The 23,507-nt window shown below is 70.0% G+C and carries 18 protein-coding genes and 2 pseudogenes; 15 read left to right on the top strand and 5 right to left on the bottom strand.

All coding sequences use genetic code 11. The features are described from left to right. The first annotated feature begins 103 nt into the window (after window positions 1–103). Window positions 104–739, top strand: coding sequence for a DUF998 domain-containing protein (locus tag BCY76_RS08395; protein WP_070160361.1), 636 nt, complete (start codon window positions 104–106; stop codon window positions 737–739). Between the two features lie 10 nt (window positions 740–749). On the opposite strand, the gene BCY76_RS08390 is transcribed toward BCY76_RS08395, so the two are convergent. Further along, window positions 750–1,538: a TetR/AcrR family transcriptional regulator gene (locus BCY76_RS08390; RefSeq protein WP_170922632.1), complete on the bottom strand. Its 789-nt coding sequence runs from the start codon at window positions 1,536–1,538 to the stop codon at window positions 750–752. Between the two features lie 80 nt (window positions 1,539–1,618). On the opposite strand from BCY76_RS08390, the gene BCY76_RS08385 reads away from it, so the two are divergent. Together BCY76_RS08385 and BCY76_RS08380 are read left to right on the top strand one after the other, a co-directional pair. Continuing rightward, on the top strand, window positions 1,619–2,554 hold the full coding sequence (locus BCY76_RS08385) for an ABC transporter ATP-binding protein (RefSeq protein WP_070160345.1): 936 nt from the start codon (window positions 1,619–1,621) through the stop codon (window positions 2,552–2,554). Next, window positions 2,551–3,435, top strand: coding sequence for an ABC transporter permease (locus tag BCY76_RS08380; RefSeq protein WP_083277518.1), 885 nt, complete (start codon window positions 2,551–2,553; stop codon window positions 3,433–3,435). The genes BCY76_RS08385 and BCY76_RS08380 overlap by 4 nt, the downstream gene beginning before the upstream one ends. Before the next feature lie 115 nt (window positions 3,436–3,550). Here BCY76_RS08380 and purB read toward each other — a convergent pair whose 3' ends face one another. Next, window positions 3,551–5,014 (bottom strand): adenylosuccinate lyase, encoded by a 1,464-nt coding sequence (purB, locus tag BCY76_RS08375; RefSeq protein ID WP_070160365.1) that lies wholly within the window; start codon window positions 5,012–5,014, stop codon window positions 3,551–3,553. A gap of 209 nt (window positions 5,015–5,223) precedes the next feature. Between purB and BCY76_RS08370 the strand changes: the two genes are divergently transcribed. Beyond that, window positions 5,224–5,709 carry a hypothetical protein gene (locus BCY76_RS08370; RefSeq protein ID WP_070160347.1) on the top strand — a complete coding sequence of 162 codons (486 nt, stop codon included), beginning with the start codon at window positions 5,224–5,226 and terminating at the stop codon, window positions 5,707–5,709. Window positions 5,710–7,765: 2,056 nt separating this feature from the next. Here the strand turns inward: BCY76_RS08370 and BCY76_RS08355 are convergent. Then, window positions 7,766–8,173: a phage holin family protein gene (locus BCY76_RS08355; protein ID WP_070160351.1), complete on the bottom strand. Its 408-nt coding sequence runs from the start codon at window positions 8,171–8,173 to the stop codon at window positions 7,766–7,768. 43 nt (window positions 8,174–8,216) lie between these two features. Here BCY76_RS08355 and BCY76_RS08350 point away from each other — a divergent pair, with 43 nt between their 5' ends. Genes BCY76_RS08350 through BCY76_RS08335 form a run of 4 tightly spaced genes read left to right on the top strand, consistent with a single transcriptional unit; the run spans window position 8,217 to window position 13,222 of the window. After that, window positions 8,217–9,362, top strand: a complete 1,146-nt coding sequence (locus tag BCY76_RS08350; RefSeq protein ID WP_083277519.1) for a histidinol-phosphate transaminase — start codon at window positions 8,217–8,219, stop codon at window positions 9,360–9,362. A gap of 58 nt (window positions 9,363–9,420) precedes the next feature. After that, window positions 9,421–10,548: a thiamine pyrophosphate-dependent enzyme gene (locus tag BCY76_RS08345; RefSeq protein WP_070160353.1), complete on the top strand. Its 1,128-nt coding sequence runs from the start codon at window positions 9,421–9,423 to the stop codon at window positions 10,546–10,548. Continuing rightward, window positions 10,545–11,726, top strand: coding sequence for an alpha-ketoacid dehydrogenase subunit beta (locus BCY76_RS08340; RefSeq protein WP_237090049.1), 1,182 nt, complete (start codon window positions 10,545–10,547; stop codon window positions 11,724–11,726). Before BCY76_RS08345 ends, BCY76_RS08340 begins: the two co-directional genes overlap by 4 nt. Window positions 11,727–11,761: 35 nt before the next feature. Then, complete coding sequence (locus BCY76_RS08335) at window positions 11,762–13,222, top strand: dihydrolipoamide acetyltransferase family protein (RefSeq protein WP_070160355.1); 1,461 nt, start codon at window positions 11,762–11,764, stop codon at window positions 13,220–13,222. Between the two features lie 41 nt (window positions 13,223–13,263). Here the strand turns inward: BCY76_RS08335 and BCY76_RS08330 are convergent, their stop codons facing one another. Next, window positions 13,264–13,935, bottom strand: a complete 672-nt coding sequence (locus tag BCY76_RS08330; protein ID WP_070160357.1) for a GerMN domain-containing protein — start codon at window positions 13,933–13,935, stop codon at window positions 13,264–13,266. A gap of 506 nt (window positions 13,936–14,441) precedes the next feature. Here BCY76_RS08330 and BCY76_RS08325 point away from each other — a divergent pair. The 6 genes and pseudogenes from BCY76_RS08325 to BCY76_RS08300 all read left to right on the top strand — a co-directional run bounded on the left by BCY76_RS08325 (window position 14,442) and on the right by BCY76_RS08300 (window position 19,938). Further along, a pseudogene (locus tag BCY76_RS08325) lies at window positions 14,442–15,286 on the top strand (HpcH/HpaI aldolase/citrate lyase family protein). 3 nt (window positions 15,287–15,289) lie between these two features. Next, a complete protein-coding gene (locus BCY76_RS08320) occupies window positions 15,290–16,612 on the top strand; it encodes a multidrug effflux MFS transporter (RefSeq protein ID WP_085437515.1) in 1,323 nt (440 codons plus the stop codon). 101 nt (window positions 16,613–16,713) lie between these two features. Next, window positions 16,714–17,604, top strand: a pseudogene (locus BCY76_RS08315) (3-hydroxyisobutyryl-CoA hydrolase); the annotation flags it as partial. A 210-nt stretch (window positions 17,605–17,814) separates the two neighbouring features. Then, window positions 17,815–18,597, top strand: coding sequence for an enoyl-CoA hydratase (locus tag BCY76_RS08310; RefSeq protein WP_070158820.1), 783 nt, complete (start codon window positions 17,815–17,817; stop codon window positions 18,595–18,597). Window positions 18,598–18,684: 87 nt separating this feature from the next. Then, complete coding sequence (locus BCY76_RS08305) at window positions 18,685–19,362, top strand: hypothetical protein (protein ID WP_070158816.1); 678 nt, start codon at window positions 18,685–18,687, stop codon at window positions 19,360–19,362. A gap of 42 nt (window positions 19,363–19,404) precedes the next feature. Further along, entirely contained in the window at window positions 19,405–19,938 is a 534-nt protein-coding gene (locus tag BCY76_RS08300) for a DUF1648 domain-containing protein (RefSeq protein WP_070158815.1), read from the top strand. A 12-nt stretch (window positions 19,939–19,950) separates the two neighbouring features. On the opposite strand, the gene BCY76_RS08295 is transcribed toward BCY76_RS08300, so the two are convergent. Then, a complete protein-coding gene (locus tag BCY76_RS08295; RefSeq protein ID WP_083277286.1) occupies window positions 19,951–21,720 on the bottom strand; it encodes an AMP-binding protein in 1,770 nt (589 codons plus the stop codon). Window positions 21,721–22,011: 291 nt separating this feature from the next. Here BCY76_RS08295 and BCY76_RS08290 point away from each other — a divergent pair, with 291 nt between their 5' ends. Then, window positions 22,012–23,181 (top strand): acyl-CoA dehydrogenase family protein, encoded by a 1,170-nt coding sequence (locus BCY76_RS08290; protein ID WP_070158818.1) that lies wholly within the window; start codon window positions 22,012–22,014, stop codon window positions 23,179–23,181. The last annotated feature ends 326 nt before the right edge of the window (window positions 23,182–23,507 follow it).

Here is a 23,507-nt window from a genome sequence, read left to right as displayed (position 1 = left end):
CGCGCGTCACGACGTTCGTGACCATCGGCACGTGCCTCGCAAGGGATCCGCCCCCTAAGCTGAGGCATCCGTAGCTCGGCCCGTCGGAGAGGGTGCTGTGAGCATGTCGAGTCTGTTGCTGGGAGCGCCGCTGTTCGGCGCTGTCCTGTTCATCGCGGTCTTCCTGATCGACGGGGCCACACGGCCCGGCTACGATCCTCGCCGCCAACCCGTCAGCGCCCTCGCCCTGAGCTCTCGCGGCTGGGTCCAGACTGCCAACTTCCTCCAGCTCGGCAGCGCGCTCATCCTCGGGGCCTCCGTGCTCATCCGACAGGCCTTCAGCGGCGTCTCTGGGTCAGACGTCCCCTGGGCAGACCTGATCTGGGCAGGCGGCGTCGCGGTCCTGGGCCTCGCCGTGGTGGCCTCTGGGCTGTTCCGCATGGACCCCATGCGGGGATATCCGCCGGGCAGTCCCGCGGGCGACCCCGAGGTGCTGTCCCGGCGGCACCGGCGGCACGACCAGGCGGGCTCCGTGGTGTTCCTCGGGCTTCCGGTCGTGATGATCGGGGTGGTCGTGGTCCCTGGCCTGGACACGGCGGTGCGGGTCGCCGCCGTCGTCGCGGGCCTGGCCACGGGGTGGCTGGCCGTGCGATTCGGGGAGCGATGGGAGCAGGACGCAGGGGATGCCGGTCTGTGGCAGCGGGCCCATCTGGTCCTCGGGCTGCCGAGCCTGGGAGCTGTGGTCCTGGCGGTGGGGTGACCCGCGCTGGTCAGTGTCGAGTCGCCGTCTCCGCAGCGCCGCCGGCGCGGGACTCCAGGCCCGCGATGATCAGGTCCAGACCGAGGTCGTACTCCGCCTCGACGTTCTCCACCGGGGGTTCGTCAGTGGCTGGGGGTGAGGCGGTGGACCCCGGCGAGTAGTCGCCGGCCTGATAGAGCGGAGCCACGTGGGGGTAGCGCTCTTCGGTGATGACCTCCTTGAGCATCGCGGCGCCCTCCTCGGTGACGGTCAGCTGGCCCTCCTGCGCCAGGGCGAGCTCCAGCTCGGTCATCGAGGCCACGTGCTGGGAGACCACGAGAATGACGCCGATCTTGTCGTCCCTGGTCAGGGGCAGGGACTCCAGAGCCTGGAGCCCGAGGTCGGCGAGGCGCATCTGGTTGGGCATCAGCACCGAGACCTGTCCCCGGGGGATCTCGCGGAGCCAGGGGTGGGCCCGCCAGGCCTCGCGGATCAGCGCGGCCCATTGTCGGAGCGCCTGGCGCCAGTCGGGATCGAGCGTGACCTTCTCAGAGAGCCGCGCGGCCGCATCACCCATGAGCTGCAGCATCTCCTCCTTGCCGGAGACATAGCGGTACAGCGACATCGTGGTGAATCCCAAGGACTTCGCCACGGCCTGCATCGTGACGGCGGCCAGGCCCTCCTCGTCGGCGATGCGGACCGCAGCGGCCACGATCCGCTCATGGCTCAGGCCGCGGCTCGGGCCGCGCTGCGGCGTCTCCTGCATGCCCCAGGCGACGGCGACCGCGCGGGGGAGGCCTGTCTCAGTGGTGTCGACCATGACGTGCATTCTCTCACCTGGACGAGTACCACCTGACATTGACTGTGTACGAACTACACTGTGTATGTCATACTCTATGTATGACGTACACAGACAGTCGCGGCGCGGCCGCGCCGGAGGACGCCCCTCCGCTCATCCATGTCACCGGGCTGAGGAAGAGCCACGGACGCCATCGAGTCCTGGACGACCTCACCCTGTCACTGCCCCCGGGCGTCCACGCCTTGCTGGGTCCCAACGGCGCCGGCAAGACCACGTTCGTCTCGATCCTGTCCACCCTGATCCCCCGGGACTCAGGCGAGGTGCGGGTGCTCGGACTGGATCCCTGGGCCGATCGGCGGCGACTGCAGCGGCTGATCTCCCTGACCGGTCAGCATGCCGCGGTCGACGAGTCCCTCTCCGGGGAGGAGAACATGCAGCTCATGGGCCGCCTGTTCGGACTGTCCCGGTCCCGAGCCCGCGAGCGGTCCGAGACGCTGCTGGCGAGGTTCGGCCTCACCGAGCACGCCCGCCGCCGGGCCGGCACGTACTCGGGAGGCATGCGCAGAAAGCTGGACATCGCCGTCGGGCTGATCCCCGAGCCGCGGCTGCTGTTCCTGGACGAGCCCACCACCGGGCTCGACACACGGAGCCGTCAGGCGCTCTGGGATGAGATCCAGGCCCTCGCCGACCAGGGCACCTCCGTGTTCCTGACCACCCAGTACCTCGAGGAGGCCGACGTCCTGGCCGATCAGGTCCTGGTGCTCCACGGCGGTCGGATCATCGCCAGGGGCACTGCCGAGGAGCTCAAGGCGCAGGTGGGCGGCTCCACCATCGAACTGCGCGACGACGCCGGGCACGTCTGTGAGGAGATCCCCACCGGGGGAGAGGTCGACGACGTCGCGCGGGTGCTGCACGGCATCGCTGAGTCCCGCCCGGGCATGCGTGTCACGGTGCGTCGCCCCAGCCTGGACGAGGTCTTCCTCCAGCTCACCGGCGCCCCGCCCACCGATCAGATCACCGAGGAGGCCCTGTCATGACCAGTACGAGCACCGACGAGCTCGCCGCCGTCCGGCCCGCCCGTCAACACCAGGGCGCCGAGGGCGCCGAGATGCCGCAGACACCGACTCGGGTTCCCCCTGGGGCGCCCGGAGCCGGGCTGCTGACAGGCCTGACGCAGTTCTCTCTGCGCAGTCTCCGTCATTCCTTCCGGGACGTGGAGTCCGTGCTGATGGCCGTGCTGCTGCCGGTCATGCTCATGCTGATCTTCACCTTCGTCATGGGGGAGGCCATGGCGATCGGGGACGGCAGCCGGGCCGACTACCTGGCCTTCGTGCTGCCGGCCATCGCGCTGACCGCCGCCGGATTCGGCGCCTCCCACACCGCCGTCGTCGTCAGCAACGACGTCACCACCGGCTTCATGGACCGGCTGCGGACCATGCCCTTCCCGGCGGTCACGGTGCTGCTGGGCCACACGGTGGCCTCCATGGTGCGCAACCTGCTGGCCACAGCCGTGGTGCTCGGGGTGGCCTTCGCCGTCGGCTTCCGCACGGATGCGGGCCTGCCCCAGCTGCTGGGAGCAGTGGGGCTCATCGCCCTCTGGATCCTGGCCATCACCTGCGTCTTCGCCCTGCTGGGGCTGATCTCCGGTTCGGCGGAGTCGGCCAACGGCTACGGGTTCATCCTGCTGTTCCTGCCCTATGTCTCCAGCGGCTTCGCGCCCGTGGAGACGATGCCCGGATGGCTGCAGGGCTTCGCACAGCACCAGCCGATGACACCCATCATCGATGCCGCCCGCGCGCTGATCACCGGGACGGAGGTTCCCTCGACCTGGTGGGGCGGCCCGCTCTGGTGCCTCGGCTTCGTGATCCTCGCGGTGTGGCTCACCGCGGTCGTGTTCCCGCGCAAGGTGACACGATGAAGGCGCTGACCGTCTGAGGCGCTGACAGGCTGTGCGGCCCATGCGGCCGTGAACGACGAAGGGGGCCGCCGAAGCGGCCCCCTTCACCGTGTCTGCGCTGCTCGCTCGGTGCCGGTCACTCGGTGCCGGCGAACTCCCGGGCCAGCCGCGTCGCGAGGCCGGTGTACCGGGCCGGGGTGAGGCTCTTCAGCCGGTCCTCGGCGGCGGGGCTCAGCCCGAGTCCGGCGACGAACTCCTGGAGCTTCTCGGCGTCCACGCGGCGGCCGCGGGTCAGCTCCTTGAGCCGTTCGTAGGGGTTCTCCATGCCGGAGGTGCCCGCGATGGCTTCTGCGCGCATGACGGTCTGGATCGCCTCTCCCAGGACCTCCCAGTTGGCGTCCAGGTCGGCGGCGATGACCTCGGCGGCGACGTCGAGCTGCTTCAGGCCCTTGGTGACGTTGCTCAGCGCCAGCACCGAGTGGCCGATGCCGGTGCCGATGTTGCGCTGGCCCGAGGAGTCGGTGAGGTCGCGCTGCCATCGGGACGCCACGAGCGTGGAGCCGAGGGAGTCGAGCAGGGCGTTGGAGATCTCCAGATTGGCCTCGGCGTTCTCGAAGCGGATCGGGTTGACCTTGTGCGGCATCGTCGAAGACCCGGTGGCCCCGGCCACGGGGATCTGACGGAAGAAGCCGATGGAGATGTAGGACCAGATGTCTACGCACAGCCCGTGCAGGATCCGATTGAAGCGGGCGATGTCCGCGTAGAGCTCCGCCTGCCAGTCATGAGACTCGATCTGGGTGGTCAGCGGGTTGAACGTCAGTCCGAGCTTCTCCACGAACCGCTGTGCCAGCGCCGGCCAGTCCAGCTCCGGTGCGGCCGCCAGGTGGGCGGCGTAGGTGCCCGTGGCGCCGTTGATCTTCCCCAGGTACTCCTGAGCTTCGACACGACGCACCTGGCGGGCCAGGCGGTGGACGAAGACGGCGATCTCCTTGCCGAGGGTGCTGGGAGTCGCTGGCTGGCCGTGGGTACGGGAGAGCATCGGCACCTCGGCGGCCTCTGCGGCCAGGGCGCCCAGACCGTCCAGCGCCGTGCGGGCCGCAGGAAGCCACACCTGCTCGACGGCGTCACGGATGCCCACCGCGTAGCTGAGGTTGTTGATGTCCTCACTGGTGCAGGCGAAATGCACCAGCGGGGTCAGCTCACCGAGTCCGAGTCCGTCGAGGCGACGGGCGATGAAGTACTCCACCGCCTTCACGTCATGGACCGTCTCGGCCTCGATGGCGGCCAGCTCGGCGACCTGGTCCGGCCCGAATCCGGTCACGATGCCGCGGAGCCCGGCGATCTGTTCCTCCGTCAGGATGGGCAGGCCCGGCAGCGCCTGCTCGGTGCAGAGGTGGATGAACCATTCGACCTCCACGTGGATGCGGTTGCGGTTCAACGCGGCCTCGGAGAGGTGGTCGATCAGCGGCGCGACGGCGGGGCGGTACCGACCGTCCAGCGCACCCAGGGCGATCTGCGGCTCGGCGGCGGCGAGGCTGACGCGGTCCTGGTCGGCGGAGGACGGCGTGGACACGGCAGGGGAGGAGACAGAGTTGGCCATGCCCGACATTCTTCCACGGCCGAGGGGCGCAGGTGCAGGCCCGTCACAGGCGGGCTCCTCCACAGGGGCCGGACGACGGCGGCGACATGCCCGGGCTGTCCACAGACCGCCGCCCCGGGCGGCGCAGTGAGCGGTGCGCCGCCTAGCGTCGACGGCGTCGTCCCTGTTCAGCCAGCCGCCGTCGAGCGGCCGAGCCCCGAGGAGTTCCCGTGTACAGTGCCGCAGCTGCCCACTTGGACCAGGTCGCCACGGTCTATGACGAGATGGCCGCCCGGTACCGGCGCGCAGCGGGTCTGGGCCCTCAGCAGCGGACGCAGCTCGTCCTCGCCCAGGACGCGGTGCGGTGGGAATCGTTGGCCGGGGACGCCTTCCGCGGGTTGATCGACCTGCTGATGGCCGACAGCGCGGGGGTCAGCGAGGAAGCTGAGGACTTGGCGTCCGAGGCGTCGATCCTCGCGGGGGTCATGCGGGAGGGAGCGCAGGTCGCGCGCCATCTGGCCGCGATCCTCGACGCGGTGGCCGGGCTGGACATCGTGGGGATCTCCGGCGAGGTCCTGCTGCGACGAGCGCGCGCGGCAGTGGACGACGTCATGTCCCTGGGGAGCTTCCTCGACGACTACGGGGGAGTTCCGCCTGGGCTCGGCGACGTGATCGCAGAGGTCCTGCGACCGCCTGTCGAGCCGAACGCCACCTGACGGCCACTCCATCAACCGCCCCATCCACCACCCCGTCGACGACACACTGTCAGGAGATGACCATGGATCTTCCTGCCCCTCAGTTCCCCGTGCCGGTGCCCGTGCGCCCGCACACCGCCGATCACGGTCCGTTCACCGTCAGGGTCTCTGGCGGGGACACGACGATCGACGTCGCCTGGGAGACGCTCCTCGCGGCCTCGTCCCACGTCGGGGCGGCTCAGGAGCTCGCGGGGAGGCAGCTGGACGACGTCGCCGCGAACAACACGCTGCTGGTGGTGCCACGTCCTCAGATCCCCCACTGGCGGGCGCCGCTGCTGGTGGCCCGGAGTGCGAGTCTCAGCATGCGGATCATCTGGATCAGCGGTCTGGTGGAGAAGTGTGTGTCGGCGATCGAGTACTCCCACGACAAGTACCGCGAGGGCGAGTCGATGATCCGCCGATGGCTGCAGATCAGCGAGCTCATCTCGGAGACCTCCTACGTCATCGATCAGGCCGGTCAGGGGGACGGGAGGTTGGCCGGCGACTGGGCCCGCAGCCTCGGTGTGCTCGGCGGGCAGGAGGCGCTTCGGCTGGTGGCGGCGTACTTCACGCGTGGGCGATCAGGCCTCGGGGGCGGCAGGCCCAGCGGGCGCGATCGGTTCGAGGACGGTGCCGGGTTCGGGTTCCTGGCGATCGCGAAGCTCCAGGAGGAGAACGCGCTGGCCGCGTATGAGATGACGAGACATGATTTGAGGCTGGGTGATCAGACGGGAACGTCCTTCCACCACGGCGACGGAACGCTGCACGCGTGGTACCAGCAGATGGGCCAGGTTTCGGAGGAGGGGGACCTCGCGGTGACGACCGTCGCCGGAGACTCGGGCGAGACCACGTACATGGTGCATCTGCCGGGACTGGATATGGACATCACCGACCTCAACCGGCAGGACGGCAGGGGGTACCTGGGTCTGGTCGACTCGGCGTTCAACGACGCCGAGCAGCTCGCCGATGTGGTCGATGAGGCATTGGAGAGCCTGGGGGCGCAGGAAGGAGACCAGATCGCTCTGTCCGGCTACAGTCTCGGCGGGATCGGGGTGACCAATCTGGTCCGGAACGGCAGGCTGGGGGAGAAGTATGACCTGGTCGCCGCGACGAGCATCGGAGCCCCGGGCCGACACGGCGGCTTCCCGCCAGGGACGCAGACCTCGACCACGCATATCCAGGACCGTCGCGATCCTGTGCCGCACCTCCTCGGCGAGCACCAAGGAACCGGGGTGAACCGACAGGTCATCGAGGTCGCCCATCACGACGAGGACGCCCGGCCCGAGGACCCCTCGCTGTTCGGCGATGCCCACAGCTACCAGTATTACCTCGACATCGTCGAGGAGCTAGAGACCAACCCGGAGGAGCACCTCGGTGAGGGCGGGGATGCGCTGCTGCGAGACTTCTCCACGCTGTACCAGGGCCAGGCGGAGACGCACGTCTTCCGGACGGGATGGGAGGAGAACCCGGACAGCCAGGACCCGGACCTGTTCGACCCGGAGTTCTGGGAAGCCACGGGACTGACGACCGGCGTCTGGGAGTCCATCGAGCGGTTGGACGTCTTGGGGATCGGAGACGCGTTCGGCCCGGTGACACCGGTGGAGGATCCCGAGACGCCAGGAACGCCGGACCTCGAGGACACCGCACCACCTTCTCCCTCCGAGAGGACACGGGGCGCCGGCACCCTCGACTCCGGCACCCTCGACGCCGGCGCACTGGGATCTGCCGGTGAGGAGGACGGTCAGGGCCTGGCTGGGGAGCCCGGAGGTGCTATTGGGGAGGAGTCGCTCGGCGGCGCCGTCGGATCCGACGCCTCGGCGGTGCGGAGCCAGGCGGAAGCCGCCGCGAATCCCCAGGAACCGGTCCGCGGCCACCGTGACCGCGCGCAGCCGCTCACCCCCGGCGTGATCATCCCGACCACCCCACGGTCCGGTCCGCGCCGGGCGCCGACGACGGCGAACCGTCCCTACCGCAGCCGCTCACCCCGGCCGTCATCGGCCCGCCGGAGCGGTGAGCCCCCATCCCGGCGGCCCGGTGCTCAGGCCGCGCGTGCCGCCGGATCCACCAGGAACCGGCCTAGGATCGCGGAGACCAGGGAGACGATGATGGCCCCGAGGATCGCATCCCAGAAGAACGACCCGACGACGAACTGTACGGGGAAGAAGGAGGTGACCCAGCCGGTGAGCATCAGCATCGCGGCATTGATCACCACGGCGAACAGGCCCAGCGTCAGGCAGGTGATCGGCAGGGCCAGGAGGGAGAGGACCGGTTTGATCACGGCGTTGATGACCCCGAAGACAGCCCCGACGAAGAGATAGGCCAGCAGGACCATCCCGATGTCGTCACCGGCGCCCTCGACGCCGATCCCAGGGAGGAGCAGAGCCGCCGCGCCCAGGGCGCAGGCGTTGAGCACGATCGCCAGTAGGATTCTCACGAGGACGATCATCTCATGTCAGAGATGAGAGAACCCTGAGAGGATCATGCGACCCATGAGCACCACAGACCACGACACCGCCCGGACGGCTGACCGGCTGACCCGCAGCGTCGCGGGCACGGTCACCCCGCGCCCTGCCCTGTCCCTGCTGCCCACCTATGCCGCAGGCAAGCCGCCTCGCCCCGCCGAGGGGCTCACCCCCTACAAGCTCTCCTCCAACGAGAATCCGCTGGGCCCGGTCCCCTCCGTGGAACGGGCCATCGCCTCGGTGGACACCGTCCACCGCTACCCGAACCCCGGTGCGGAGCAGCTGCGTGCCGCGCTCGCCGAGACCCTCGACGTGCCGGTGGAGGACATCGTCACCGGAACGGGCAGCCTCGGCGCCCTGACCCAGGTGATCAGCGCCTTCGCCGGCACAGGGCCCGACGGCGTTCCTGACGAGGTGATCTACGCCTGGCGCTCCTTCGAGGCCTACCCCATTGTGGTCCGCACTGCAGGCGCCCAGGATGTCCCGGTGCCCGTCACGCAGGACGGTCGCCACGATCTCGAGGCGATGGCCGCCGCGGTCACGGACCGGACCCGGGTCATCCTGCTGTGCACACCCAACAACCCGACCGGGCCCGCGCTGCGGCATCAGGAGGTCGTGGACTTCCTGGGGAAGGTCCCCCGCGACGTCGTCGTCGTCATCGACGAGGCCTACCTGGAGTTCGTGCGCATCGAGGACCCCGTGGACACGCTCGCGCTGTACCGCGAGCACCCGCAGGTCGTGGTGCTGCGGACCTTCTCCAAAGCACACGGTCTCGCGGCCCTGCGGGTCGGCTACTCCATCGCCTCACCGGAGGTGACCCAGCACCTGCGCAAGGTCGCGGTCCCGTTCGGCGTCTCCACGCTGGGTGAGGTCGCAGCGATCGCATCGCTGGAAGCTCTGGACGAGGTGAACTCCAGGGTGCAGAATCTTGTACAAGAACGACAGAGAGTCCGGGACGCCCTCATCGACGCGGGGTGGAACGTGCCGGACGCGCAGGGCAACTTCATATGGCTGCCGTTGCGGGACCACGCAGGTGACTTCGCCCACGAGGCCGGGCTCCAGGCCCTCGCCGTGCGGGCCTTCGACGGCGACGGTGTACGAGTCAGCATCGGCGAAACCGAAGCCAACGATCGGCTGATCCAGTTGTGTAAGACCTACACACGGACGAGCTGACCGCAGCTGACAGAATGAACGGTGGCCCACCCTTGATGCCACCGGAGAGGAGCACGCCGTGCAGCCCATCCAGCTGCTCGCGCCCGACGGAACCTACACCGAGCATGACGTGTACAGCGAGTACATCGCCGCGCTCGGAGAGCAGGATCTGCGCGACCTGTATCGACTCATGGCCACGGAGCGGCGCATGGACGCTGAGGCGACCTCGCTCCAGCGCCAGGGCCAGCTCGCCCTCTGGGTGCCTGCCCTCGGACAGGAGGCCGCCCAGGCCGGAACCGTCTCAGCGCTGAAGCCCACGGACATGATCTTCCCGACCTACCGGGAACACGTCATGGCCCTCCACCGCGGCATCCGCCCGGACCAGATCATCCAGCTCTTCCGCGCCACCGCGCACAGCGGCTGGGACCCCCGTGAGCACGCCATGAACGTCTACATGGTGGTGCTCGGCGCCCAGACCCTCCACGCCGCCGGGTGGGCGATGGGCATCCAGCGGGAGCTCGAAGCGGGGGACCTCGCCGACGGGCGGGCGGAGGACGAGATCGTCCTGGCCTGCCTCGGCGATGGTGCCAGCAGCCAGGGAGACGTCCACGAGTCCATGGTCTTCGCGAGCTCCTACGAGCTGCCGGTGCTCTATTTCATCCAGAACAACCATTGGGCGATCTCCGTGCCCTCCTCCACGCAGTCTCGGAGCCCGCTGGCCGCTCGCGCCGCCGGGTACGGCTTCGAGGGGGTCCAGGTGGACGGCAACGATGTGCTCGCCAGCTATGCGGTGGCCGCCCACATGGCGGGACAGGTGCGCGCCGGCGGACCGAAGCTCATCGAATCGGTCACCTACCGGATGGGCGCCCACACCACGGCCGACGACCCCACCAAGTACCGCAGCGCGGACGAGGTGGAGGCCTGGCGCGCCAAGGACCCGCTGGACCGGTACCGTCGCTGGCTCGAGGCCGAGGACCTCGCCGATGACATCTACTTCTCCGAGGTGGACCAGGAGGCCGCCGAGGTCGCGGCCGAGCTACGCCGGGCCGTCCAGGAGATCGATCCGCTGCCGCTCGAGGAGGCCATGGACGCCGTCTACGCCGAGCCGCACCGGCAGGTCGAGACGGACAAGGCGTGGTTGAAGGAGTACGAGGCCGGCTTCGTCGATGACGACGCCCTGGCCGGCGGAGAGGCTGGTGCCCGATGACACTGATGAACCATGGCCAGGCACGCCGGGCGGAGTCCCACGCGCCCTCGGCACGCAGCTCCCGCCGAGGTGCACGCGGGACGCGCCCCGCGGCCCCCACACCGTCCTCACCGGACGTCGTCTCCACGGCCTCTTCGGCACGCAGCGCCCAGGAGGCGGTCGGACACGACGACGGCGTCGAGACGCCCGCACCTCCGCGGGAACTCGTCCTCGCCAAGGCGATCACCGCGGCGCTGCACGATGAGCTCGCCGCTGACCCGCGCACCCTGCTCATCGGGGAGGACATCGGCGCCCTGGGCGGCGTCTTCCGCGTCACCGACGGGCTGCAGAAGGAGTTCGGCCCCCGGCGGGTCATCGACTCTCCGCTGGCGGAGTCAGGAATCGTCGGCACCTCCATCGGTCTGGCGATGCGCGGGCACCGTCCGGTCGCCGAGATCCAGTTCGACGGCTTCGTCTTCCCGGCGTTCAACCAGATCACCACCCAGCTGGCCAAGATCAGCTCCCGCACCGCGGGGAAGGTGCACCTGCCGGTGACGATCCGGCTGCCCTACGGCGGCTCCATCGGCTCGATCGAGCATCACTCCGAGTCTCCGGAGGCGCTCTTCGCGCACACAGCGGGTCTGCGCATCATCACGCCGTCGAACGCGCATGACGCCTACTGGATGACGCGTCAGGCGGTGCGCTGCGAGGACCCGGTCATCATCCTGGAGCCCAAGCGCCGATACTGGCTCAAGGGCATGGTGGACTTCTCCACCCCCGCCCAGGACGCCTTCACCGCCCAGGTGGTGCGCGAAGGCACCGACGCCACGATCGCCTGCTACGGGCCCCTTGTGCCGGTGGCTCTCGCGGCCGCGGAGGCGGCGGCCCAGGACGGACGCAGCATCGAGGTCGTCGACGTCCGCTCGATCAGCCCGCTCGACGACGAGACCATCGCTCGATCGGCGGCGAAGACGCAGCGGCTCATCGTCGCCCACGAGGCCCCCACCTTCGGCGGCTTCGGCGCGGAGATCGCCGCCCGAGTGAGCGAGCGGGCCCACCACCGACTCGTCGCCCCGGTGCTTCGGGTGGGCGGCTTCCACATGCCGTACCCGCCGTCGCAGCAGGAGCACCGCTACCTGCCGGACATCGATCGCATGCTGGAGGCCGTGGACCGCAGCTTCAGCCATCCCCGCCGCTGATCCCGGCGTCGACAACGAACGGAGAGAGACTGAGCATGGTCGACACCTTCAACCTGCCTGACGTCGGCGAGGGGCTCACCGAGGCGGAGATCGTCTCCTGGCGTGTGGGGGTCGGGGACACGGTCGAGGTCAACGACATCGTCGTCGAGATCGAGACCGCCAAATCGCTGGTGGAGCTCCCCATCCCGTACGCCGGCCAGGTCCAGGAGCTCGTCGCGGACGAGGGCGAGACGATCGAGGTCGGCAGTCCGCTGATCCGCATCGCTGTGGAGGGCTCCCCGAGCCCCGAGACCGAGCCGTCAGCGGCTCAGTCGGCGGAACCGGCGGCCGCCCCCGCCCCCGTCGACGACGAGTCTGCCGGGACGACGAGCTCTGCGGCACAGGCGACGTCGACCTCCACCCCGGCCTCCTCTTCGCAGAGCGAGGACTCGCTGATCGGCTCCGGGCCCAAGGCGGACTCGGCCCGGCGCCGTCCGCGCAGCGGGCACACCACCCCTGACCTGGTGGACGTCTCGGATCTGGGACTCCCGGACCTGGACCCTTCAGGCGGGCGCCCCGGCGACGTCGTCCCGGCTCCCGCTGCGGGCGCCTCGGACATCGGCGATCTCGTGGCGAAGGCGAGCCCGCCGGTCCGGGCGCTGGCCAAGCGTCTGGGTGTGGCGGTCTGGGAGCTGGTCGGCTCCGGCGGCAACGGCAAGATCACCCGCGACGACGTCGAGCGCCGCGCTCGTCAGAAGAACGGGGAGAAGGCCCCGGCGACAGCGACCCCGGCCGAGCCGCCGTTCACCGGCCTGCTCCGCGAGGGCCCCCGGGAGGAGAAGGTTCCGGTGCGCGGCATCCGGAAGGCGACGGCGACGAATGTGAGCGCCTCCGCCTCCGAGGTGCCGCATGTCAGCGTGTTCAAGGAGATCGACGTCACGCGCACCATGGAGCTGCGGACCGCGCTGAAGCAGGACCCCTCCTACGAGGGACTGAGCGTGTCTCCGCTGCTCTTCGCGGCCAAGGCGATCATCTGGGCCGCCCGCCGCAACCCGCAGGTCAACGCCACCTGGCATGACAGCCACTACTCGGTGAAGAACTATGTGAATCTGGGGATCGCTGCGGCCACCCCGCGGGGCCTGATGGTGCCGGTGATCCATGATGCGCAGACCTACAGCACCCGTGGCCTCGCGGCCGCCATCACTCAGCTGACGGTGGACGCCCGGGATGGGAAGACTGCCCCGGCGGACATGCAGGGCGGCACGATCTCTATCACCAACGTCGGCCCGCTGGGCCTGGACGGCGGCACCCCGATCCTGCCTCCGGGCCAGGCCTCGATCGTCCTGCTCGGCGCCGTGCGGCGCAAGCCCTGGGTGGTGGGTGAGCAGATCGTCCCCCGGGACGTGATGACCATCGGCGGGTCCTTCGACCACCGCCTCATCGACGGCGACCACGCCGGACGGTTCATCAGCGACGTCGGTGCGGTCCTCGAACAGCCCGGACTGCTTCTGGACTGAGGGCGCCTGGTGGACTGACGACGTCGGCGTCCCGGGCAGGGTCAGCGGATGATGTCGGTGACGCGCTGCAGGGTCAGCGGACCCTCCGTCACCTCGATGCCCAGCACGTGGGCGAACGGCTCCCCGTCGAGCAGGATCTCGGCCTCCTCGGCGCCGGTGGCGGCGCGGGCGGTGGCCTCCAGCTGGGAGTGGATCTGCCAGGACTCGCAGGCGCCGCGCACCGTGGGCTCCCCAGTGAGATCCACGGTGACGACGTCGTCGTCGACGGTCACGGAGTCGAGCTCCAGTCCCTCGGAGATGGCCAGCGGATTCAGGTAGGCGGGGTCCCCGTGGTGGTAGTGCTGGTCCTGCAGCAGGAACTCCACGGCGCTGCGTGCCGGGTCCTCGGTGACCATCGGTACGGAGGCGATCACGGACACGGTGTCTTCGCAGCCGAAGGTGTCGGTCCGGTAGACCTCGGTCTGCTGCACGCTCCCGACGTCCTCCCGGATCCGGACCACGCCCTCCTCGTCGATCGGGGCGTTGACGCTGTGGCCCTGGGGGCTCACCAGCCCGAGGGGCAGGCGGACCGTGTCATCGGCCTCATGTTCGGGTGCTGGGATGGCCTGGTCCGGCTCCGTGGGAGCGTCCTCGTCGTCGCCGCCGCAGCCGGCCAGCAGCAGCGCAGCAGCTGCGGCCGCGCCGCACAGGCGCAGGGAACGGCGGAGAGTCATGGGAGCCAGAATACGAGCCCTTCCGCGGTTCAGCGAATTCGGCGGAGCTCCGCAGGTGTCACGAGGTGGAGGGAGCGGGCGGGAGGCCAGAACGGGGGTGCCTCCCGCCCGCTGGGCGAGAAGGGACCGGGCGGCTGTCAGGGGTGGGATGATGCGCACCCGGCCAGCAGATCTTCTCACGGGGCAGAACACGATGCCCGAGGGAACGGAAACTCGGACATCGATTTTCTGTCGGGCCGGAGACGAGGGGGATGTCTCCATGACGGTTCAAAGTTGAACCGTGGCCCATCACTATGTTCCTCCGCACGGCGGCCGGTGTCAATCCCCGCCACGTTCCGCCGAACCGTCGTCGATCGCCGCGGACAGCGACCATCGATCGTGGCAGGCATGGGCGGCGTCGGTGGGGAGCCCGGGAGCGCCGGGGGTGCCCCCATCGGTGCTTCTCAGCATGCGGGAGGCGGGTGCGTCAGCCCGGCCCACCAGGCGGCGGGACGATAGCTGGGCCCATGCCGATTCGCAACCGACGCGCCGCCGCTCTGCCTGCCAAGCTCTCCCGCTCCTGGCTGCTGATCAATGCGGCCAAGCAGGAGGACTTCGCCCCCGGCCTCGCCAGCGAGGCGGACTCGGTGATCTTCGACCTGGAGGCCTCGGTGCCCGATGACGGCAAGGTCGCCGCCCGGGCCGCCGTGCTGGAGGCGCTCAACGGCGGGATGACCGCCTGGGTCCGCATCAGCCCCACCTCGTCTCCGCACTGGGAGGACGACGTCGCCGCGCTCTCCAAGGCCGAGGGGCTGCGCGGGGTCATGCTTGCCGAGACCGAGCGGCCGGAGCAGGTCACCTACACGGCCATGCGTCTGCGGGCCGGAACTCCGGTGATCGCGCTGGTGGAGTCGGCCCTCGGCGTGGAGAACGCCACACAGATCGCCTCGGCTCCCGGCACCTTCCGCCTGGCCTTCGGCACCAATGACTTCCGCAAGGCGTCGGCGTCTCCGCCGACCCCATGGCGCTGGCCTATGCGCGGTCGCGTCTGGTCATCGCCTCCCGTGTGGGCGGCCTGCCGGGCGCCATCGACGGCCCGACGCCGCCCGATGCGGAGGAGGCCGCTGTCATCGAAGCCTGCGGTGTGACCGCCTCGATGGGCATGACCGGCAAGCTCTCGCTCAACCGCGGGCAGGTGGACCTGGTCAACAAGGGTCTCAGCCCCTCCGAGGATGAGCTCAACTGGGCCCGCGAACTGATCGAAGCGCATGAGAAGGGCGCCTCCATCGGTGACGGCTCCTACCTGCCGCGTCTGGCCCGTGCCCAGAAGATCGCGTCCCTGGCCGACTCCTACGGCCTCTGGAACGCCTGAGCCGTGCCTGACTGTCAGGAGCGGACCGCGCTGACGCCCGGGGAGCTGCTGACCCCGGCGGAGCGGCTGCGGCTCATTCTGGTGCTGGGCGTGCTCATCGCGCTGGGTCCGCTCACCGTGGACATGTACCTGCCGGCCCTGCCGGCCATCCGCGACGACCTGATGACCACGGAGGCCGCCGTGCAGCTGACGCTGACCGGTACGCTCGCCGGCCTGGGTCTGGGACAGCTGCTGGTGGGCCCGCTCTCGGACGCGGTGGGCCGTCGTCGTCCGCTGCTGGTGGGGGTGGCCGTCCACGTGGTGGCCTCCGTCGGCTGCGCGCTCGCCCCGGACCTGGTCGCCCTCGGCGGCATGCGGGTCCTGCAGGGCCTCGGGGCGGCCGCGGCCGCCGTCGTCGCGATGGCCGTGGTCCGGGATCTGTTCGTCGGCATGGCGGCCGCGAAGATCCTCTCCCGTCTCATGCTGGTCATGGGTGCGGCCCCGGTGCTGGCCCCCACGCTCGGAGGGCTGGTCCTGGCTCTGGTGTCCTGGCGGGGCGTGTTCGTGGTGCTGGCGATCCTCGGCGTCGCGATCACCGTGGTGGCCGCGATGCTGCTGCCGGAGACGCTGGCGCCGGAGGACCGGCGCCGCGGAGGCCCGCTCGGCACGCTGCGGGACTGCGGCCGGCTGCTGGGCGACCGGCCGTACGTGGGTCTGATCCTCGTGGCCGGGTTGGCGATGTCGTCCCTGTTCGGCTACGTCTCCGGGTCCTCGTTCGTCTTCCAGCAGGTCTACGGGCTGGACGAGCAGCAGTACGCGATCGTCTTCGGCCTGGGCGCAGTGGGCCTGATCATCGCCACGCAGTGCAACGTGCGGCTGCTCCGCCGTTTCGCCCCCGCCCAGGTGATGACCGGCGCTCTGGTCGCCGGCACCGCCGCGGGCGTGTCCTGCTGCAGCTCGCCGCCACGGCGTCGGCGGTCTGCCTGGCCTGCTCGTCCCGCTGTGGCTGGTCCTGGCGCCTGCGGGCTCGCCCTGCCCAATGCGCCCGCGCTGGCGCTCTCCCGTCATGGGGAGGCCGCGGGCACCGCCGCCGCACTGCTGGGCGCCGTCCAGTTCGGCGTGGCCGCCCTGACGGCCCCGCTGGTGGGCGTGCTCGCCGCAGGCGCGACAGGGATGGCCGTCGTCATCGCTGGAGGCATGGCCGCGGCCACCGCGGTGGCCCTGCTGGTGGTCCGGCCCTGGCAGATCGAGCCTCCGCGGCGCCGGCGGGTCCGGTGGCGCACTGAGCCGACCGGGTTCCGGAACCTCCTGATCAGCGCCGCGTCCGTGCCGTCGTCGGCGCGTTGAACGCGTCCCTGTGGGCCGGTACATTGTGGTGAGACCCAGGTCACTCCCTGTGCTCTGGGTTCTCATCGACCGACGGGTCCGCGGACCGGCAAGGAGGCGTGATGGGCAGGGAGACTTTCACCGGCGACGTCGCATTCGAGGTCCGAGGACATCTCGGCATCATCACGTTGAACCGGCCCAAGGCCATGAACGCGCTGACGCAGCGGATGTGCGAGTCCGTGCTCATCCAGCTGGAGGAATGGGCTGCCGACGACGCCGTCGCCCAGGTGCTCGTCCGGGGCGCGGGGGAGCGGGGGCTCTGCGCGGGCGGAGACGTCGTCGGCGTCTACCGGGACATGGTGGAGCATCAGGACCACGACGGCGGCCCGATGCTTCCTGACGGCACCCCCGCCTATCAGGCGCATTTCGCCACCGAGGACTTCTGGGCGGTCGAGTACCGCATGAACCTGCTGATCTCCCAGTACCCGAAGCCGTACATCGCGCTGATGGACGGGTTGGCGCTCGGCGGGGGCATGGGCATCTCCGCGCACGGCTCCCACCGGATCGTCACCGAACGCACCCGGGCCGGGATGCCGGAGACCACCATCGGGTTCTCGCCCGACGTCGGCGGTACCTTCCTGCTGGGTCATGCGCCGAGGAAGGTCGGCCTGCACGCGGGGATGCTGGGGCTCCACCTGGGAGCCGCGGATGCGATCTTCGCCGGACTGGCGGACACCCGGATCGACTCGGGGTCCATCGAAGCGCTGATCCGCGAGCTGACCAGTCGCCCAGTGGATGAGGCGCTGCCGGAGTTCGCCGTGGAGCCGGGAGACTCCGCCCTGGGCGCGGCCGAGTGGATCAACCACGTCTACTCCGGCAATGATGTGGACATCATCCTCGCCCGGCTGGACGGTGTGGCCGGGGAGATCCCGGAGGCCGCCGAGGCGGCGTCCACGCTGCGGGCGCGTTCCCCGCTGTCCGTGAGGGTCGCGCATCGTGCCATCACCACGGCGGCGGAGCTCTCCCTGGCGGGTGCCTCATCCAGGAGTACACGGTGGGGATGCATATGCTGCGCTCCCATGACTTCCGGGAGGGGATCCGTGCCCAGCTGGTGGACAAGGACCGCAGCCCGCGCTGGAACCCCGCCCGGCTGGCCGACGTCGACGACGACCTGCTCGACCATTTCTTCACCCCGGTGCCCCACAAGATTCTGGAGCTGCCCCATGACTGAACAGACGTACACCACCATCAAGGTCTCCTCCGCCAAGCGGGTCGGGAGGATCCAGCTGAACCGGCCCGCCGCGCTGAACGCGCTCAACGCAGAGACCATGGAGGAAGTGGTCGCTGCGACCGTGGCCTTCGACGCCGACCCGCAGATCGGTGCGATCCTGCTCTCCGGTTCGCAGAAGGCGTTCGCCGCCGGGGCGGACATCAAGGAGATGTCCGAGCAGTCCTTCGCCGACATGTACGCGGCGGACTGGTTCCGCCGCTGGGAGGACCTGGCTCGAGTGCGGACCCCGATCGTCGCCGCCGTCTCCGGCTACGCGCTGGGCGGCGGCTGTGAGCTGGCGATGATGGCCGACATCATCATCGCGGGCACCGGGGCGAAGTTCGGCCAGCCGGAGATCAACCTGGGCGTCATCCCGGGGATGGGCGGCTCCCAGCGGCTCACCCGTTCCGTGGGCAAGGCCAAGGCCATGGACATGGTGCTCACCGGCCGCCACATCGACGCCGAGGAGGCCGAGCGGATCGGCCTCGTCTCGCGGGTGGTCCCGGACGGGGAGCTCGACGCCGAGGCGAAGACGGTGGCCGAGCTGATCGCCTCCAAGTCCAAGCCGGCCGCACAGATGGCCAAGGAGGCGGTGGCTGCGGCCTTTGAGATGCCGCTGGCCAGTGGGCTGCAGTTCGAGCGCCGAATCTTCCACTCGCTGTTCTCCACGGAGGACCAGTCCGAAGGTATGGACGCCTTCGCGAACAAGCGGAAGCCCACCTGGCAGCACCGGTAGTCATCGCCTGTTGCCGTGTGGGCCGTGAGGACGAATCATCCTTCCGGCTGATCCTCGCGCGGCGCGACGCCTGGCAGGCTGGAGCCCATGAAGGAATGGGGCAAGCGGCGTCGGCAGCGGAAGGTCCGTCCGGGGGACGGCCGTGCCTTCGTTCCGATGCAGTGGTGGCATGTGCTGCACCGCTCGGCCTTCCATCTGGAGCTTCCCGTCTCCGACGGGGCCGCCGGTGGGCCTGACGAGGCGCGGCCGACGGTGGACTACCAGGTCGATGTGGACCATTTCTCCGCCGAGTTCGAGGCCTCGCTGTACCGTGAGGGCCGCCAGGTAGGCGTCGGCGCCTCCCCGGCCGCGTTCTCCGTGCCGGGTGGTGTGGTGGAGTTCGCCGCCAGCCTCTACGGTCTGAAGCGCATGCACTACGTGCCCGACGACGGAGGGCCCACCCGCATGCTGGAGCCGGACCCCCGCTCCATGGAGGGGCTGCGCGCAGAGTTCGACCGTCGGCGCCCCCGGGCCAGTCGTGCGGTGGGCTGGGCCGCCGTCGTGATCCTGGTCGTCGGGCTCGTGGTGGGCGGGCTGCAGCTGGCCGAGGTGGTGTCCCGCTGGGACGTCGTACCGGAGTCCTGGGGCGTGTTCATCTCCCCGGTGACCCTGCCCGGCTGGGCGAACGTCACCCTGACGGTCGCGGCGGTGGGTGCGGCCCTGGAGCGGGCGCTGACCCTGCGCCATCACTGGTTGCTCGACGGCGGGCTCGGGGACTTCGACTGATGAGGACGCACATCACGCGCAAGACAGGAGAGAGGACTGGCTGTGGGGGACGCTGAGACGAGCCGGGCGCAGGCGCCGGAGCCGGAGGTGTATGGCGGATGGCAGGACCGTCCGGAGCCGGACTATGAGTTGGGCTCGGGGTGGAGGACCCTGCGTTGGGCGAGCGTGGTGGTCGGTGCGGTGCCGATGCTGCTCATCGGCTGGCGTGCCCTGGAGGAGCCCGGTCAGGTGCCGGTGCATTTCGCCATGGACGGGTCGGTGAACAGGATGGGATCACCCTGGGAGCTGTTCCTCGCCCCCGTGCTGATCTGGCTGCTCTGCGTGCTCGGCATGACGCTGCTCTCCCGGCACCCGCGGATCTTCAACTTCCCGAAGCCGTTGACCAGTGAGAACGTGCAGGACATGTACCGACTCGGGGAGAGGATGCTGATCGCCCTGGCCGCATCGGCGGCGGTGCTCTGCTGGGGGATGGTCGGGGCCATGCCGGGGATGCCGCTGTTCTGGCTCACCTGGGTCGGCGGCGCAGGTGTCGTCGGGGTCGCCGCCGTCGGGATCTGGCAGATGGTCAAGGCCTGACCCGGCTCCGCCTCAGGTCCGGAGCGCCGGCAGCTCGGCGTCGCGGAACTCCTCGGTGCCGCGCTCGCCGCCCCGGCTCTCCTCCAGTGCCCGCAGCTCCACCCGGCGGATCTTCCCGGAGATGGTCTTCGGCAGCTCGATGCGCTCGATCCTCCGGATCCGCTTGAACGGCGGCAGCTTCTCCCGGCAGGACGCCAGGATCGAGGTGGCCGTCTCTTCATCCCAGTCCCAGCCGGCCGCCAGGACCACGTAGGCCTTGGGCACCGCCAGCCGCAGCTCGTCCGCGGCGGGCACGACGGCGGCCTCCGCTACAGCGGGGTGCTCCACCAGCACGGACTCCAGCTCGAAGGGCGAGATCCGGTAGTCGCTGGACTTGAAGACGTCGTCGCTGCGGCCCACGTAGGTCAGCACCCCGTCCTCACCCCGTCGGACCACGTCTCCTGTGTGGTACAGGCCGTCGCGGAAGACCTCCGCCGTGCGTTCGGGGTCTCCCGCGTAGCCCTTCATGAGTCCCACGGGCCGGCGCGTCCCGGACTGCTCGGCGCGCAGGCACAGCTCCCCCTCCTCGGCCTCCTCCCCGGTGCGGGGATCGATCAGCACCACGTCGAAGCCGGGAAGGGGCCGACCCATCGAGCCGCGCGTCACCGGCTGGCCGGGAGTGTTGGCCACCTGCAGCGTGGATTCGGTCTGTCCGAAGCCGTCTCGGATGGTGCAGCCCCAGGCCCGCTCCACCTGGTCGATGACCTCGGCGTTGAGCGGCTCCCCGGCGGAGACGGTCACCCGGGGCGGGTGCTGCAGCAGGGTGAGGTCGGCCTGGATGAGCATCCGCCAGACGGTGGGCGGGGCGCAGAAGCTGCTCACCCGGTGGGCGTCCATCTGGGCCATCAGTTCGGCGGCGTCGAAGCGGGTGTAGTTGTAGATGAAGATCGTGGCCTCGGCGATCCACGGGGTGAAGAAGTTGGACCAGGCGTGTTTGGCCCACCCAGGTCCGGCGACGTTGAGGTGGACGTCTCCCGGCTGCATGCCGATCCAGTACAGCGTGGACAGGTGCCCCACCGGGTAGGAGGTGTGGGTGTGCTCCACCAGCTTGGGCAGCGAGGTGGTCCCGGAGGTGAAGTAGAGCAGCAGGGTCTCGTCAGCCGGGGTCGGCTGCACGGGGGTGAATGTCGCGGAGGCGTGCCGGGAGTCCTCGTAGTCCAGCACAGTCCGCCCGCTGTCCGGCGGCGCCCCCGCCCCCGGCACGTGGATGAGGGTGAGGTCGCCGTCGACCTCCTGGAATTTCGCCAGGTCTGCGGGGCCGGCCACGGCCCAGCGCGCCTGTCCGCGGCTGACCCGGTCCTGGAGGTCGGCGGGCCCCATCTGCGTGGTGGTGGGGATCAGCACGGCGCCCAGCTTGATGCCGGCGAGCATGACCTCCCAGAGTTCCACCTGGTTGCCCAGCATGAGGATCATCCGGTCGCCGCGTCGGACGCCCTGAGCGGTCAGCCAGTTCGCCACTCGGTTCGATGCGTCGCGCAGCTGGGCGAAGGTGCGGCGCAGCACGGTGCCGTCGGCCTCGGCGATCACCAGGGCGTCCTGGTCGGCTCGCTCCCCGGAGGCGACGACGTCGAACCAGTCCAGGCCGAAGTTGAAGTGGGAGAACCGAGGCCAGCGGAACTCCTCACGGGCCCGGTCGTAGTCCTGCTGGCAGGCCACCAGGCGGTCCCGGGCCTGGCGGAACGCGGCGGCGCGCTCGGCGCTGGTCAGGGCGCTGGAGTCGAGTGAGGCGTTGTGGCTGGTCATGTCCTGGAGAACCTCCCACTGGCTGCGTGCGGCGTCAGTCGACACGGGACCCGACGTGATCGCCGGGCTGACAGCTCCAGCCTACGACAGGACCTGACGTCCTGTGATGCGCGTCACCGGTCAGGCCATATACTGAGGGTCCCGAGGCGGCCAGGCCGAGATCCGGCACCGCCCGGGACCCGAGACCGGGGTGCGTCCCTCCCGAGGGGGCGCGCCTCCCCATCCCGGCCCCGGCGCGGCTCATCATGGCCGGCTCCAGGAGCCGGCGACCATGCGAAGGAGCTGGTGACGGTGACCGTTGCTGTCCAGTACCCCGAGGGCGACCTGCTGAAGACCAGGCGCCACCTGTCCGCTGAGGAGGACGAGCGCCTCCGTCACATCGAGGCCTTCGTGCAGGAGAGGCTCCGCAAGCCTTCCCTCGAAGCGTGGAACGAGGAGCGGTTCCTGGCCGAGGCGCTGCCGTCCCTGGCGGACCTGGGGCTCGGCGGTCTGGAGATCGACGGCACGTCCCGTCTCTTCAAGGGCCTGGCGCACGCCGCCGTCGCCCAGGCCGACGTCTCCATGTCCGCAGTGCTGGGCATCCACAACGAGCTCATCGTGGGTCTCATCCACGCCTATGGCTCCGCGGAGCAGAAGGAGGCCTGGCTGGGGCGCCTATCCCGCTTTGAGGCGCTCGGCGCCTTCTGTCTCACCGAGCCGGACCACGGCTCGGACATCGCCGGCGGTCTGGCGACCACGGCTCGCCGGGAGGGCGACTCCTGGGTCATCAACGGCACCAAACGCTGGATCGGGATGGCCACCATCGCTGACATCGCCCTCATCTGGGCCCGTGACGTCGCCGACGACGCCATCAAGTGCTTCCTCGTGGAGACGAACACTCCCGGGTACCACGCGGAGATGATCCGCCACAAGATGGGGTTGCGCGGCATCCCCAACGCCGACGTCGTGCTGGAGGATCTGCGGGTTCCGGCTGAGGCCAAGCTGCCCGGCGCCCGAAGCTTCGCGGACACCAACGTGCTGCTGTGCAGCTCACGGGCCTGGGTCGGCTGGCAGGCGGTCGGTCTGCAGCACGCGGTGCTCGACGTGGTGCGCACCTATGTGACCGATCGCGAGCAGTTCGGCCGCCCGCTGGCCTCATTCCAGCTCATCCAGCAGGCCATCGCCGAGATCTCGGGGAACCTGACGGCGACACAGGCGCTGATGACGCAGATCACCGCACTCCAGCAGGAGGGACAGCTGGAGATGGTGCACGCGGCTGCTGCGAAGGCAACTGCGACCCGCCTGGCCCGGGCGTCCGCGGCCCTCGGGCGGGAGGCCCTGGGCGGGAACGGCATCACCACCGACTACGAGGTCGCCAAGCTCATGGGGGACGCCGAGGCCATCTATACCTATGAGGGCTCCTACGGGATCAACTCCCTGATCGTGGGCCGGGCACTCACCGGGGTCTCGGCCTTCGTCTGATCGGAAGGCCGCAGCCAGGACGGAGCTGATGGTGCTGGCGCGGGTGCTGGAGGACGTGGTGCGGCTGGTCTCCTCCAACTGCCTCGGTGAGGATTCGCAGGTCCGCCGGGGCCGACCCGTGCGTGGAGGACCGGCGCGACGACGTGCTCGGCTGAGCAGGTCAGGCAGCGGGGAGTTCGGTGGTGTGGCTGGGCTGGTGTGGCTCAGTGTCGTCGTCTGCTGGTCTCGTAGAGGACGGTCACGCCCGCACGGGAGCCCGGGTGCCTTGGTGTGCGCGATGAGGTCGACACGGCCGTGGGGCGCCGGGGCGCGCCGTCGCGTGGCTG

The sequence above is a fragment of the Nesterenkonia sp. PF2B19 genome, from assembly GCF_001758425.2.
Taxonomy (GTDB): domain Bacteria; phylum Actinomycetota; class Actinomycetes; order Actinomycetales; family Micrococcaceae; genus Nesterenkonia; species Nesterenkonia aethiopica.
This window is presented reverse-complemented; position numbering and strand designations above follow the sequence as displayed.

Excerpts from the sequence above, each read along its gene's own strand:
- BCY76_RS08395 (WP_070160361.1), top strand. The coding sequence starts at position 104 with ATGTCGAGTCTGTTGCTGGGAGCGCCGCTGTTCGGCGCTGTCCTGTTC.
- BCY76_RS08390 (WP_170922632.1), bottom strand. The coding sequence starts at position 1,538 with ATGGTCGACACCACTGAGACAGGCCTCCCCCGCGCGGTCGCCGTCGCC.
- BCY76_RS08385 (WP_070160345.1), top strand. The coding sequence starts at position 1,619 with ATGACGTACACAGACAGTCGCGGCGCGGCCGCGCCGGAGGACGCCCCT.
- BCY76_RS08380 (WP_083277518.1), top strand. The coding sequence starts at position 2,551 with ATGACCAGTACGAGCACCGACGAGCTCGCCGCCGTCCGGCCCGCCCGT.
- purB (WP_070160365.1), bottom strand. The coding sequence starts at position 5,014 with ATGGCCAACTCTGTCTCCTCCCCTGCCGTGTCCACGCCGTCCTCCGCC.
- BCY76_RS08355 (WP_070160351.1), bottom strand. The coding sequence starts at position 8,173 with ATGATCGTCCTCGTGAGAATCCTACTGGCGATCGTGCTCAACGCCTGC.
- BCY76_RS08350 (WP_083277519.1), top strand. The coding sequence starts at position 8,217 with ATGAGCACCACAGACCACGACACCGCCCGGACGGCTGACCGGCTGACC.
- BCY76_RS08340 (WP_237090049.1), top strand. The coding sequence starts at position 10,545 with ATGACACTGATGAACCATGGCCAGGCACGCCGGGCGGAGTCCCACGCG.
- BCY76_RS08335 (WP_070160355.1), top strand. The coding sequence starts at position 11,762 with ATGGTCGACACCTTCAACCTGCCTGACGTCGGCGAGGGGCTCACCGAG.
- BCY76_RS08330 (WP_070160357.1), bottom strand. The coding sequence starts at position 13,935 with ATGACTCTCCGCCGTTCCCTGCGCCTGTGCGGCGCGGCCGCAGCTGCT.
- BCY76_RS08310 (WP_070158820.1), top strand. The coding sequence starts at position 17,815 with ATGACTGAACAGACGTACACCACCATCAAGGTCTCCTCCGCCAAGCGG.
- BCY76_RS08305 (WP_070158816.1), top strand. The coding sequence starts at position 18,685 with ATGAAGGAATGGGGCAAGCGGCGTCGGCAGCGGAAGGTCCGTCCGGGG.
- BCY76_RS08295 (WP_083277286.1), bottom strand. The coding sequence starts at position 21,720 with ATGACCAGCCACAACGCCTCACTCGACTCCAGCGCCCTGACCAGCGCC.